We start from the raw sequence: 12291 nt of genomic DNA, 5'->3' as shown, positions 1-12291 counted from the left end.
AAACCTTTCCTGACGTGGAAAAAAGAGCTTGAGGCCATGAACACCAATGAGTTCGTCGAGCGCGTTGCAGCGCGTAGCTATCTGACGAGGGCTGAAGCCTATAGGGCGGTCGAGGCGGTATTTGCCATCATCGAACGTGCGGCGGTCACTGGCGAGAATGTCGCGATCAATCGATTCGGGAAGTTTAAGGTCGCGTCCGTGGCGCCGAGGCAAGGCTGTCATCCTCGAACAGGCGAGTGGACGCACTTTCAGGGTTCGCGCAGGCTGACCTTTCGATCCGCGAGCACTCTGAAGGAGCGTCTAAATGGGATCGGCGAAGTGCCCACGCGCTGCGATCTCCGCAGCACTGATTTCCAGATCGGCTACCGCCGTATCGTCGCCGATATTGGCTTGGTACCGTAGTTCGGCGGCAGGGGGCTAGGGGGCTCAGAGAGATAGATGTGATCGGGCGGCAGGCCATTTTGATGCCGCTCGTGCATGCGCGCGAAGGCTGCTTCGAGTTTACGAGCCGCGTCCACCGGATCAAAGAGCGAACTGTGCTCTATCTGGTATTCTAGCTTTGCCTTCAGGGTGGCCATGCCCGCGGGGTTCTTGGCGAGCGAGACGGCTTTCTGCTCATATTCTTCCAAATCGTGCGCGATCAGTTCGGTTAGGTTCAGCGCCGTCAGGAGGCTTGCGGCAACCCTTGCGGCAAAGGAACGGCCGGGGCACGTTAGCAGAGGAAGCCCCATTCGCAAGGCGTCGCTCGCAGTCGTGTGCGCGTTGCAGGGCAGTGTGTCGAGGAAGAGGTCCGCGTGGCGGATTCGCTCGAGGTGCTCACTGTGGCCAGCGCGAGAAGCGAATATGAGTCGCTCACTGTTGACGCCACGCCGTGCTGCTTCTTGCCGAAGGTTTTGGCGGGCGGTCTCGTTGTCGACCCAGAGCCATAAGACGCTATCTTCGTTCTTGGCGAGAATTCTCATCCAGACAGAGAATGTTTCAGGCGACGTTTTGTAGAAGTTGTTGAAGCAACTATAGACAAACCGGTTGTCGGGTAGGCCGTGATCATGGCGTGTAGTCCGCCTGGGGATCTCAGAGGGCCGAGAATTCGGCTGGTAGCTGCCCGGAAGGTATACAATTTTCTCGGAGTAAAATTGCTGGCTCGGTTCTGGAATGAGCGTGTGATCGGCGATCAGATAGTCCATCCATTTGGCCCCCATCGTACCTGGATAGCCAAGGTAATTGACCTGCACGGGGGCAACACGGTTCGCAAAGAGGTTGCAGCGGAAGCCGGCGGTATACCCTTTCAGATCTACGGCGATGTCGAGGTTCCATTTGCGAGCGAGTTGGAAGGCTTCGCCGTCAGTCATTCCCCGGATGTCAATGAAGTGTTCGAAGGCCGTCTGCGCGCGTTGGTGCCAGGCATCATTGGTGGTTCGACCGAATGAGAAGCCGACAAATTCGAACCTATCCCTATCATGGGCTTCCAGAGCCTCCAGCAGGAGATACAATGTGGCGTGCTCGTAGAAATCGGTCGAGAAATATCCGACCCGGATGCGCTCGCTGTGCGGCGTTAAGGGGCGGCCGAACTCATTTTCGGCGATTGGAAAGATTGCGGCGTAGTTCGCGGCGCACTTCTTTTGAAGGGCTGGATCATCGGTTGAGGTTGCGATTGGAAATGGTGGCACCAGCCCGGATCGGGTCTCAATACGCTGCGTAAGTTCGGCCAAATAGGTTGGAAATTTTTCCCATCTTCCGAGTTGAAGTGTCAGATTTAAACAAGTCTCAAGTGCCTGCGGCTCTTCTCTATTAAGGCTAAGCGCTTGTTCAATATTTTCAATTGCTTGTTCAAACTCGCGTAGCTCCCATAGAAGCCATCCACGGTTATAGTAACCCGTCGATATTGTCGGTTCGAGCACGATTGCTCGATCATAACATGCAAAGGCTTCGCTAGGTTTCCTAATCTCGGCAAATGCTGCGCCTAGATTAATAAGAGCGTGAACATTTTTATTGTCCAATGTCAGGACGCGTTGAAAGCAATGAATTGCGTCGTCAAAGCGTCTCTGAGCGGCTAGAACGAGGCCAAGTTCGAACAACGCATCGATATGATCTGGCTGACTTTTCAGAACGCGTGTGAAATATTCAATGGCATCGCTGCCCCGGCCTTGGTTGTTGAGAATTTCCGCGAAGGTCAGTAAGGCGGTGATGTGGTCGGGCTGGGTCGCGAGAATTTCGAGGCAGGCCTTTGCAACCTCTTCTGTGGAACCCGAGCGAATGACTGCGATCAGACGATTTGCTGTCACGTCGCTTTGGTCAGGTGCCAACTCGATCGCGCGATCGAAACTCACAATCGCTTCTTCATAGCGTTCGAGTTCGATCAGCATGTTTCCCCGATTATTATGCGCTGCGGCGAATTCTGGCATTTTTGAGAGCACTTGGTCGATCTGTTCCAGGGCTTCCTGCGGGCGTTTCATCAGCTTGAGCACATTAGCTCGATTGTTCATGGCATTCAGATTGGCCGGATCGATGGCGAGGGCGCGATCGAGGCTTGCAAGTGCCTCATCCAGATGCCCCAGGCGGGCGCATGCGATGCCGCGGTAGTCATGAAATTCGGGGCGGCGCGGTGCGAGCTCGATCGCTCTATCGTAGCTCGCGATCGACAGATCCGGCTGGCCGAGATCGGTTAGTGCATCGCCGCGGTGCGCGAACGCCTCTGCGTTCTCGGGGTCGGCGGCAATGGCCTCGTCAAATGCTCGTAGAGCGTCGACAATACGACCTTGTGCCAACAAGCTTGTCCCTTGCGCGATCAGGTTCATCGCTCGAGCTTGCTCCACGGTACTCCTCCGCCTGTCCGGTGTGCCTGAAGGGATACAGCGCGCCCCTCGTTATTGGGACACGTGGGGGAGCCGGCACCGGCAAAGAGGATCACAATTTCGCTGCAGCCAATAGTGGAGGGATGATCTCGTCTCCCTCCGCAGCTGCTGTTCATTACCGTTGGTCGGCGCGTCTGGCCCCTCGCAGCGCCACAGCGAGCGGTTGTACGAGGCCGTCTGGGGGAGGGGACACAGTTGCTCGTAGGAGCGCTTCGGCAACAAGAGCGTCAGTCTTCCGATTGCCGCTGCTGCGGCGGATAGCTACATCGCTCAATCGGCCGTCGCTGGACACCTGCAAGTGAACGAGGACGCTGAATGCGAGTCGTCCAGTTCGCTCGCTTGACACGAGATGAGCATGTAGTTCGGACTCGAGTTGAGCATAATAGGTCAGCCTCTCGACTGACAAGAAGCGTGGTGGGGCGATTCGCTCTCGAACGACCACGCGTCCAAGGGGTACGAGCGGAGGTTGTTCGATTGCCCCCGGTCTTGTGATGATCGCCGCATCGGTGCGGCTGTAGCGGACAATGAGGCCTGTTCCGCTGAGGAGGCGGCGCAAGGCATCGCGCGGCGTATACGTCCCGCTGACGCGTGTGGATCGGTGTCCCGCAGCGAGCTCGCTGTCATAGAGCAGCTGGACACCCGTTACGCGGAAGTATTGTGCAAGAGCGTTGGGAAGCGGCTGCTCGGGGATGTCGAATGGGATCGTTTCGTCGGTGCCATCGGCCTGGGCAAGGGCATCAGTCTGGCTGGCGAGAAGGATGGCGCCAATCCAGAGCATAAGCATGGCAGCCGGATGCCGAAGGGAACGAAATAGGAACATGTACTGCCAGAATAGGACACGCTGTATGAGTTGACGAGGCGGGTCCCGAGGGTGGTCTGCGGAATGAGCGCGGTCTGGTGGCATACATCCGCTTCTCCCGCTGTCGGAGTTCCTATGTTCAATACAAGTCAAACCTGTTGCCAGTGATCGGCAAGCCGAGCTCGAATCACTTGTCCGAAAACATTACCGCTCAATCGGCGCTCGCATCGTGAAGATATTTTTTTGTAGACACTATTCCCAATATCATTTGGACTATCGTTCTGCCATTTGCGATGCATGAATTGCCGCGTGAAAAGTATATCACTTAGTATTAGAACGAATAAGACAACTGAATATTGCAGTTTTATGACATCTAACCGGAGCAAAGTAGAAAAATATCTTTTGCCAGAATCCCGCGTTCGCCGTGTCCAAATTGACAGGAGCTCTAAGGGGGCAATGCGATGTTAGCGGGCGGTGCGCTTCAGCGCCAGTTTTACCATGGGTCGTGCGTCCTCGATGCTTCGTGGGCGGCGTGTCTTGTTGGGGGGGGCATGTCCGTCATGGCTATAGGCCCGATCGAGGATTGCGCCTCGGCGGAAAATCTTGGTGACTGGTTAGCCCGCTTCGCCTCTGAGATGGGGTTCGACGGTGGCCGTTACGTCCATATTGGCCATCGCGTGCAAGGTACGGCTAAGGCCGAAGCTCAACCGCTCCGGTTTCTCTCAACGTTGGGCAGTGGGTTGGACGCCTGGAGGGCGGGTGATCCGGCGCTCCCGAAGATCGTTCATGCGTTCACGCCATTCCTGTGGTCGGCGGAAGATGATCTTTCCCGACCGGATCGGCAAAGAGGGTGGTTGAGCGTCGAGCGGCTTCGCGGCGTTAAGGCGGGGGTCGCCATTCCGATACACGATTATCTTTCGGGTCCAGCCTACATCAGTTTTTTCGGCGCCATCGAGAATCAGCTCGCAGTCATGCTTGGGTCGCGTTCGCATCAGATGATCGCGCTCGCCATCGATTTTCACTGCAAGGCGAAGGAGCTGCTGCCGTTGCGTCCTGGATATTCCGGTCTGTTGACGGACCGCGAGATAAGTTGCCTGCGCCACGCTGCAGCAGGTGCGACGCTGGTTGAAACAGCAGCGAGCCTCGGCATTGCCGCGCGAACTGTTGAGCTTTATTTTGCTCGAGCGACGCGAAAGCTTGGCGCCACCAATCGGATCAACGCCGTCGCTATTGCGGTCGGCTCCGGTCTGATCCGGCTCTGATATGCAAAGTTTGAATTCTCGTATGCTTGCGACCGCATCACGGCGCGTCCCAAGGCTCGATTGCGTGCGACTTTCCGGGTTGAGCGTGGCGACCGCCTTGGTCGTTGGAGCTTATGCACCGAACGCATGGGCGCAGAGTGTCCCAGCAGTTGAGCAAGAGGCGCCTTCCGATGATGCCGAACCGGTTCGGGCTTCGGGCAGGTTCATGATCGCCGCGATCGACGTGGTGGGCTCGACGAAGCTGTCTAATGCTGAGATCGAGCGCATCATCTATCCCTTCCTTGGTCCTGGTCGGTCTGAGGAAGATGTGACGGCCGCGCAGAAGGCGCTACAGGCCGCGTATGCGGCCCGCGGCTATGAAGCGGTCGAGGTCGAGATCCCGATCCAGCCTAGCGATCGCTTTGCTCAGGGCATTGTCCAACTGGCGGTGCACGAAGTGCCTCTCGGTGAGGTCCGTGTCGTTGATGCCAAGCATCATTCGGATGAGAGCGTACGCGGCGACGTTCCCTCGCTGGTCGCGGGGCAGCCGATCGATATCGCAGCATTGCAGCGTGATGTTACCGAGGCCAACCGCTTTCCAGACCGGACCATCACGCCTCGCTTTCGTGCAGGCTCTGTTCCCGGGACAGTCGACGTCGAGTTGAAGGTCGAAGACAGCGCGCCATTCCATGGGAATGTCGAGCTCAACAACGATAATAGCCCTAATACCAAGCCACTGCGAGCAAGCGGCACGCTGCGATACACAAATTTATGGGGGCAGGGACATACGCTATCGGTGACGGGGTCCATCGCGCCGCAGGATCCCGATCAGACTGCGGTCATATCGGCTTCCTATAATGCACCGCTGATCGGAACGCCTTGGTCGTTCCTGCTCTATGGCTACCGGTCGAATAGCAATGTTGCGGCGCTTGGCGGCACCAATGTGCTTGGCAATGGATATCAAATTGGGTTGCGTGCGACTTACCGACTCCCGAGTAAGAACACTTTCCAGCAGATCAGCTTTGGTCCGGACTTCAAATCATTCAGGGAACAGCTGACGTTCGAGCAAGAGCAGCTGACGCCCACGCTGATTCGCTATGTCCCCCTGGTTGCGGAATATACCCTCAGCGGCGGCAGCGAGACGGAGACTTACGGGCTGACGCTCGGCGTGACGGGTGGCCTGCGTGTCATCAAGCGGAATGTCTGCTTCGAATCTCCCTTTCCGGTGATTCCGGAGGGCGTTCCGACCTGCGATTTCGGTGGCGGCCAGATCGGCATACCAGGTGATCAGTTCACGGGGCGCGCCGTCAGCGCCAGCGAGAACTTCGTTCACCTAAATCTCGACCTAAACTACATGCGCAACCTGCCAAAGGATTGGCAGGTTGCGCTGCGCTTTGCGGGTCAGCTCGCCGATTCCAGCCTTGTGACCAATGAGCAGTTCTCGTTGGGCGGTATGTCGAACCTGCGGGGATATTATGTGTCCGAAGCGGTTGGCGACGACGGCTTCGTGTCCTCGATCGAGCTGCGCACGCCGAACCTGGGCCCATCACTCGGCAAGTTCCTCGACGAGATGCGGTTCTTCGCATTTAGCGACGCGGGCTATGCGCGGGTGCGGGCTCCGACGATTGGTCAGACAGATGATTTTCGGATGATCAGTGTTGGTGGCGGACTTCGTTTTGACATGTTGAACCTGTTAACTGGCGAGGTTCTGGTTGGCGTGCCGCTTCGGGCAGGGCCGACATCGGACAAAGGCGATCCGCGCTATAGCTTTACCGTCAGGGGGCAGTTCTGATGGCGCGCGCCTCAGTTCGTCCAATCGGCGGTGCGATTTGGTCGTTCGCGTTGGTCGGAGCCCGAGAGCCCCTCGGGTCGTATTCCGGTGATCGCCCTTCTCCGACCAGGATGGGCGCTCGTGGCCAGAACACCGGCCGGGATTCTCGGAGCAAGCAGGCAAGCTCCCTCAGCCGCTGCTTCGGGAATCCCCGGAATCGCTCCAGCGCCGGCCACATGGCTCGCTTGATGCGCGGGATCGGGAACGAAATGCAGGCAGGTTCGGCGGAAGGCCGGTCGTTTGCTGTCGTCAACAGCAAACAGGGGGCGCGTCGCGCGCAATGGATCAACGCTCGCGTGCGGGCAGCAAATGCACAGGAAGCAGGGGTGGCAACGTGGTTCGACTGATATTGACATGGCTCATCGCGCTGTGCGCGTTGGCGACACCCGCGCTCGCCCAGGAGAGCAGCGGCTGGTGGAACGAGGAGTGGTCCTTTCGCCGCTCGGTCACTGTCGACACCTCGCCATCGGGTTCCAATGTCGCAGGAACGGTGGGACGTTCGGTGGTGCTGGTCCGGCTGCATTCGGGCAACTTCACATTCACGGATTCGCTCGAGAACGGCGCGGATTTGCGCGTCGTCGACAGCGACGGCAAGACACCGCTGCCTTTTCATATCGAGCGCTTCGACGCGCAGAATGGGCTGGCGGCGATCTGGGTCTCCGTTCCCAATGTGAACGGCGGCGAGAAGCGCCAGATCTGGCTTTACTACGGCAACAGGAGCGCGCCGGCCGGTTCCGATGTCCAAGGCACGTTCGATCCCGACACGATCGCGGCCTATCATTTCGGCGAGAATGCGGGTCAGCCAGTCAGGGATCTGACCGCCAATGCCAACAACGGCAGCAATGGCGCGCCTTCGGTCAACGAGAATGGCATCGTCGCGCGCTCTGCGCGGTTTGAGGGATCGGGCGAGATCGTGATTCCGGCGAGTGCTTCGCTCACGATCCCGGCTGGCGGGCCGTTTTCGTTCCTCGCCCAGGTCAAGCAGGACCGGCAGGACGGCGAGCAGGTGATCGCGAGCCTCGGGGCGCTGGTGATCGGGATTTCGAACGGGGTTCCCTATGCGCTGGTCGGCGATCAGCGCGTGCAAGCGAGCGAGCGTATCGGCGCGGGCGAATGGGCGCTGGTCGGTTTTGTCGCCGACGGGCAGAATCTGCGGCTTTACGTGAATCGGGTCGAGGCGGCATCGCAGCCGGGCGCGCTGCCCGCGCTTGGCGGGCCGCTGACGCTCGGCGGCGCGCCGGGCCGGCCCTATTTCGGTGAGCTCGACGTGGTGCGCCTTGCCAAGACGGCGCGCCCGGCGGCGATGATCGCGCTTGTCGCGGACTCCGAAGGTCCGGCGGGCAAGCTCGTCAAGGTTGCGGACACCGCCGAGCATCCAAGCGAGGGTGGCGGCAACTTCTTCTACGTGCTGAGCAAAGTCGAGACGATCGACCAGTTTGTGATCGGTCTGTGTCTGGTGCTGTTGGCGCTGTCGATGGGGGTCACCGTTTGGAAGGCGCGCTATATCGGCGCGGCGCAGAAGGGCGACCGGGCATTTTCGCGCCGCTATGTCGCGATGCACGAGCAGCTTGCCAGCCTCAAGGACAACAAGGACATCGGTGCGGCCGAGCAGGCGGTGCTTGCGAAGTCTCCGCTGGCGCGAATTTTCGAGATGGGGATCGACGAACTGGGTGTGCGCCGGGCCGAGCGCGGCCTGGTGCCGCTCTCGGGCGCCTCGGTCGAGGCGATGCGCTCGGCGGTCGACGCGGTCGTGGTCCGTGAGAACCAGAAGCTCGACAAGTGGATGGTGATCCTGTCGATCGCGATCTCGGGCGGCCCGTTCATCGGATTGTTCGGCACGGTCATCGGCGTCATGAACACTTTCGCCGGCGTGGCGCGGGCGGGCGACGTCAACGTGAACGCGATCGCGCCTGGCATCGCCGCGGCGCTGATGGCGACCGTGGCAGGCCTGCTTGCGGCTATACCGTCGCTGTTCGCGAACAACTGGCTCGCCAGCGGGATCCAGACGCTGTCGGATGACATGCGGGTGTTCGCCGACCGGCTGATCACGCGGCTTGCCGAGATGCAGGAGAGCCAGGCGACGCCGCCTGTGTCACCTGCTCCGCGCAAGGCGGCTTGAGAGAAGCGAGGGGAGACGCGACATGCAGGTCGATGGCCGCCGCAAGGTCTATAACGAGATCAACGTCACGCCGATGCTCGATCTTGCTTATGTGCTGCTCGTCATCTTCATTTTGATGGCGACCGCGCAGGTAGCCGGGATCAAGGTTGATCTGCCGAAGGCGAGTTCGGCGGTCAGCCTGGCACAGCCCGAGACGATCGCGATCACGGTTTCGAACGACGGGCAGATCTTCATGGATGCCTATCCGGTGACGATCTCGGATCTCGAGGTTCGGCTGCGCAACGCCAAGGCGAGCAATCCGAACGTGCCGATCGTACTCAAGGGCGATCAGGCCGCGCAGTATGGCAAGGTGACGGAGGTGCTGGACCTTCTGCGCCAGCTCGATCTCAACAAGGTCGGCCTGGTGACCGGCAAGCCGGCGACGGGTGGCTGAGATGAGCGAGCGTCCCTCGACAATCTTGTGCGGGGATGGCCGCCCCGGTGCGGGGCGGGAGCTTCTGGTACGTGCGCAGGCGCTCGGTCTTGATCTTTGCGGTTGGGGTAGTGACGTTCAGGGCGCGCGTCTGCTGCTCGCGGGTGTCGACGCGGAACGCGAGGCGTCGATCCTGCTGGCCGGGGAGTGCGCCTGATGGCCACGCAAATGTTCGACCCTTTCGAGGTGGAACGGACGAACCCGGTCAAGGCGGCCATGCCGTGGGTGCTGGGCGGTCTTCTGCTCGCGGCGCTTGTCTGGTTTATCTACACCCAGATGACGGCGAGCGGCGTCGGGATCACGGTTGCGGCGCCTTCGCAACAGCAGGTGGACCTGCTTCCACCGCCGCCGCCGCCACCGCCTCCTCCGCCCGAGCCACAGGAAAAGCCGCCCGAGCCTACCGAGCAGCCGCAGCCGACGCCAGCCGAGGCGCCCGTGTCGCCGCAACCGCAGCAGGCTGCGGCGGTCTCGATCAACGCGCCGGCGCAGGCGGGTGCGGATGCCTATAATATCGCCTCCGGCACGGGCGGCGGGATCGGCAAGCCGGGCGGCTCCGGGACTTGTCTCGGCAACAATTGCGGGCCTGCGGGTGGCGGCGGAATGAGTGCGGGCCTCTACGGCCGGTATCTGAAGTCGGCGTTGCAGGAACGGGTCCAGGACGATCCGCGGATGAGCCGTCTCGTCTTCTCCGCTGACTACAGCCTCACGGTGACGGCGGACGGGCGTGTCACTGGCGTGCGCTTCCAAGGCGCACGAGGCGGCAGCGATGCCGACATGGAAAAGCTCACGGCCTTGCTCTCGCAAATGCGCGGACTCGATCCGCCGCCGCCGTCGATGGTGTTTCCGCAGAATATCACGGTGCGCGGCCGGAAGAGTTCTTTTTAGATTTTCTGCCCGGTTCCGGGCGAAGGGGATAGATTGATGTTACATCGAGTGCGTTGTGCGAAGATCGGGGCGAAGCTGCTCGCGACCGCGGCGTTGACCAGTTTCTTCGGCATCCAGCCTGTGTTTGGGCAGGAGGCTCAGGGTCAGGTCGCGCAGCCTGACAGCGCAGTGGCGACCATGGTGAAGCTGCTGGTGGACGAAGGCATCGTCACGCCGGAGAAGGGCGAGGCACTGATGCGCCGCGCTGAGGCGGAAGCCGCGCAGCGCGCTACTGCGGCACCGCTGGCGCAAGCGGCAGAACTCGCTGCGCCGCCGGCCGGTGCGGTACGGGTGCCCTACGTGCCGGAAACGGTTCGCGCCCAAATCAAGGATGAGTTGCGCCAGGAGGTCTTGGCCCAGGCTCGCACCGAGCGTTGGGCTGCTCCGGAGCAGGCCGCGCCCGATTGGACACGTAACATCCGCATCAATGGCGATTTCCGGTTCCGGTCAGCGTCGCACTTCTACGGTAGGGATAATGCGCTCGCGCATTATATCGACGTGCCAGCGTTCAACGACGGTGGACCGTATGACATTTCGGGTTTTGGCGGGCAGTTGCTGCCGACGATCAACACCACGCGTGACAAGCGCAACAACATGCAACTTCGCGGTCGAATTAACTTGGAGGCGACGGTAGCCGAACGCTTCCAGGTCGGCTTTCAGCTGGCGACGGGTGATGATCCGGGACCTATCTCGACAAACTCGGGGCTGACCGGGGGTTTCCGCAAGAGGGATGTGTGGATCCAGAATGCGTATGTGCGCGGCGAACTCGTTCCTGGGCTGACGGCAATGCTCGGTCGGTTCGACAATCCGTTTCGTACGACTGATCTAATGTTCGATCCCGATCTCGCGTTCGATGGTGTCTATGGCGAGGCGAACCTCACACGGTTGCTGGGACATGATGATTTCCGGTTCGCTGTGCGAGGCGGTGCGTTCCCGATCCAGTTTGAGCCGGAGAATTTTCCGTCGACATCGCTTGGCAAGCGCAACTGGCGCGACCGCTATCTGTTTTCTGCGCAGGTCGAGCTTGGCAAGACGTTCGCGGGCGGCATCGATGTGAACCTGAGCGCCGCCTATCATAATTTCACTTATCTGCGCGGCCATGTATCGGAACCATGTGACGTCTTCTCGGCGAGTAACGTCGAATGTTCGACCGATCTGCTGCGGCCGCTCTGGGCGAGCAAGGGCAATACTTTGATGTTCCTGCGGGACATCGATTTCAGTTTTGCGGATCCCAGCAATCCGCTGCAGCCGCAATATCTCGGGCTCAAATTCGCTTACCGCGTGCTGGACGTGAACGGGTCGGTGAGCGTGCCGATCTCCGATCGTGTTCAAGCACGGCTTACGGGTAGCTACCTCCACAATTTCGGGTTCGACCCGAAGAACAATTGTTTGCGCGGGTCGCTAGGCGCCCCGGTGACAAACGTCGAGATCACGGATCCGACAAATCCTCAGCAAGGAGCGTGCGACGCGACCAATCCTGCGCGCTTCGTCGGCGGCAACGAGGGCTATGGCGTCTATTTCTCGCTTGGTGATCCCAACCTGTTCAGCATCAACCCTCGCCGAGCCCGGCGGGGCGCTTGGGCGATCAACGCCGCCTACAAATATCTGCAGAGCGACGCGGTGCCTGACAGCTTTACCGACAGTGACTTCCACCTGGGTGGCACCAACACCAAGGGCTATGTTCTTGGCGCGGCGTGGGCTCCGTTCGATCGCATAAGCCTCGGCGCTCGCTGGTTCAGCTCGAATACCATCGTCGACGCGCCGCTCGCCATCGATGTCTTCTTCGTCGATCTGGGGCTTGCATTCTGATGTCCTGTGAAGCTGCGTTCGCGCCGATCCATCTGATCGGCTCGGTCCTTCCGCTCGCGGGGTTCTCCCAACGCGCGAGCGCGGCGGCGTCGCCGGATCTCCGTCCCGGTGGCGTTGCCGTCGGATGTTTCGCCGTAGCGTTGCTTCGCTGTCGCAATCGGATGTCGACCACGGTTTCAGGTGAAACCCTCGGCGTGAATTTCTTCTGCTTAGTGTCGGCGGTTTTGCTCTCTCGAACTCCTTC

The 12291-nt window shown here is 60.2% G+C and carries 11 protein-coding genes; 9 read left to right on the top strand and 2 right to left on the bottom strand.

Annotation, left to right across the window (positions count from 1 at the left end; translation table 11 throughout):
- The first annotated feature begins 36 nt into the window (after positions 1 to 36).
- On the top strand, positions 37 to 402 hold the full coding sequence (locus tag DFR49_RS04340) for an HU family DNA-binding protein (protein ID WP_170150918.1): 366 nt from the start codon (positions 37 to 39) through the stop codon (positions 400 to 402).
- On the opposite strand, the gene DFR49_RS04335 is transcribed toward DFR49_RS04340, so the two are convergent.
- The gene (locus DFR49_RS04335) at positions 363 to 2795 is read right to left on the bottom strand and encodes a tetratricopeptide repeat protein (RefSeq protein ID WP_147373640.1); all 2433 of its coding nucleotides are present in this window, start codon (positions 2793 to 2795) and stop codon (positions 363 to 365) included. The two genes, DFR49_RS04340 and DFR49_RS04335, sit on opposite strands and share 40 nt — an antisense overlap.
- 172 nt (positions 2796 to 2967) lie before the next feature.
- A complete protein-coding gene (locus tag DFR49_RS22515) occupies positions 2968 to 3483 on the bottom strand; it encodes a TonB family protein (protein WP_425454926.1) in 516 nt (171 codons plus the stop codon).
- Between DFR49_RS22515 and DFR49_RS22185 the strand changes: the two genes are divergently transcribed.
- The 8 genes from DFR49_RS22185 to DFR49_RS04295 all read left to right on the top strand — a co-directional run bounded on the left by DFR49_RS22185 (position 3451) and on the right by DFR49_RS04295 (position 12047).
- On the top strand, positions 3451 to 3666 hold the full coding sequence (locus tag DFR49_RS22185; protein ID WP_245968231.1) for a hypothetical protein: 216 nt from the start codon (positions 3451 to 3453) through the stop codon (positions 3664 to 3666). The genes DFR49_RS22515 and DFR49_RS22185 overlap by 33 nt on opposite strands.
- 536 nt (positions 3667 to 4202) lie before the next feature.
- Positions 4203 to 4913: a helix-turn-helix transcriptional regulator gene (locus DFR49_RS04325; protein WP_170150916.1), complete on the top strand. Its 711-nt coding sequence runs from the start codon at positions 4203 to 4205 to the stop codon at positions 4911 to 4913.
- Positions 4914 to 5118: 205 nt separating this feature from the next.
- Complete coding sequence (locus DFR49_RS04320) at positions 5119 to 6684, top strand: ShlB/FhaC/HecB family hemolysin secretion/activation protein (protein ID WP_245968230.1); 1566 nt, start codon at positions 5119 to 5121, stop codon at positions 6682 to 6684.
- 373 nt (positions 6685 to 7057) lie between these two features.
- Positions 7058 to 8842 (top strand): MotA/TolQ/ExbB proton channel family protein, encoded by a 1785-nt coding sequence (locus tag DFR49_RS04315; protein ID WP_170150915.1) that lies wholly within the window; start codon positions 7058 to 7060, stop codon positions 8840 to 8842.
- Positions 8843 to 8864: 22 nt separating this feature from the next.
- Positions 8865 to 9275: an ExbD/TolR family protein gene (locus DFR49_RS04310; RefSeq protein WP_119034559.1), complete on the top strand. Its 411-nt coding sequence runs from the start codon at positions 8865 to 8867 to the stop codon at positions 9273 to 9275.
- Between the two features lies 1 nt (position 9276).
- Positions 9277 to 9471 (top strand): hypothetical protein, encoded by a 195-nt coding sequence (locus DFR49_RS04305; RefSeq protein ID WP_119034558.1) that lies wholly within the window; start codon positions 9277 to 9279, stop codon positions 9469 to 9471.
- Positions 9471 to 10199, top strand: a complete 729-nt coding sequence (locus DFR49_RS04300; RefSeq protein ID WP_119034557.1) for a TonB-dependent receptor — start codon at positions 9471 to 9473, stop codon at positions 10197 to 10199. The genes DFR49_RS04305 and DFR49_RS04300 overlap by 1 nt, the downstream gene beginning before the upstream one ends.
- A gap of 36 nt (positions 10200 to 10235) precedes the next feature.
- Positions 10236 to 12047 carry a putative porin gene (locus DFR49_RS04295; protein ID WP_119034556.1) on the top strand — a complete coding sequence of 604 codons (1812 nt, stop codon included), beginning with the start codon at positions 10236 to 10238 and terminating at the stop codon, positions 12045 to 12047.
- The last annotated feature ends 244 nt before the right edge of the window (positions 12048 to 12291 follow it).

This window comes from Hephaestia caeni (assembly GCF_003550065.1).
In the GTDB taxonomy this organism is placed as follows: Bacteria; Pseudomonadota; Alphaproteobacteria; order Sphingomonadales; family Sphingomonadaceae; genus Sphingomonas; species Sphingomonas caeni_A.
Note: the sequence above shows the minus strand (reverse complement) of the source record. Positions and strands in the feature narration are given on the sequence as shown.

Bases quoted from the DNA above. Each gene is read 5' to 3' on its own strand.
- DFR49_RS04320 (WP_245968230.1), top strand. From the start codon at position 5,119: ATGATCGCCGCGATCGACGTGGTGGGCTCGACGAAGCTGTCTAATGCT.
- DFR49_RS04295 (WP_119034556.1), top strand. From the start codon at position 10,236: ATGTTACATCGAGTGCGTTGTGCGAAGATCGGGGCGAAGCTGCTCGCG.
- DFR49_RS04305 (WP_119034558.1), top strand. From the start codon at position 9,277: ATGAGCGAGCGTCCCTCGACAATCTTGTGCGGGGATGGCCGCCCCGGT.
- DFR49_RS04325 (WP_170150916.1), top strand. From the start codon at position 4,203: ATGTCCGTCATGGCTATAGGCCCGATCGAGGATTGCGCCTCGGCGGAA.
- DFR49_RS04300 (WP_119034557.1), top strand. From the start codon at position 9,471: ATGGCCACGCAAATGTTCGACCCTTTCGAGGTGGAACGGACGAACCCG.
- DFR49_RS04335 (WP_147373640.1), bottom strand. From the start codon at position 2,795: ATGAACCTGATCGCGCAAGGGACAAGCTTGTTGGCACAAGGTCGTATT.
- DFR49_RS04310 (WP_119034559.1), top strand. From the start codon at position 8,865: ATGCAGGTCGATGGCCGCCGCAAGGTCTATAACGAGATCAACGTCACG.
- DFR49_RS04340 (WP_170150918.1), top strand. From the start codon at position 37: ATGAACACCAATGAGTTCGTCGAGCGCGTTGCAGCGCGTAGCTATCTG.